Raw genomic sequence first — 288 nt, forward strand, 5'->3', positions numbered from 1 at the left:
TAGTCTTTCGCCCCTATACTCGTGTCCGACGATCGATTTGCACGTCAGAACCGCGGCGGTCCTCCATCAGAGTTTCCTCTGACTTCAACCTGCACAAGCATAGTTCACCATCTTTCGGGTCTCTACATGATCGCTCAAACTCCGCCCAGATGCGAACATCTTAAGACGGGTCGATGTTGCACTCTGTGTTTCCACGAGGTCACATCACAGTTTACCGAAATAAACCTTTACATTAATTTCGCCATGGGGTTTCGTAAAGCCCTTTGACTCGCGATCATATAAAACTCC

The 288-nt window shown here is 48.3% G+C and carries 1 rRNA gene; it reads right to left on the minus strand.

Annotated features, from left to right (window positions below):
• A 23S ribosomal RNA gene (locus DBV10_RS22965) occupies positions 1 to 287 on the minus strand; the annotation flags it as partial.
• Position 288: the final 1 nt, after the last annotated feature.

Source organism: Acidovorax sp. FJL06, from assembly GCF_003852545.1.
Classification (GTDB): domain Bacteria; phylum Pseudomonadota; class Gammaproteobacteria; order Burkholderiales; family Burkholderiaceae_C; genus Acidovorax.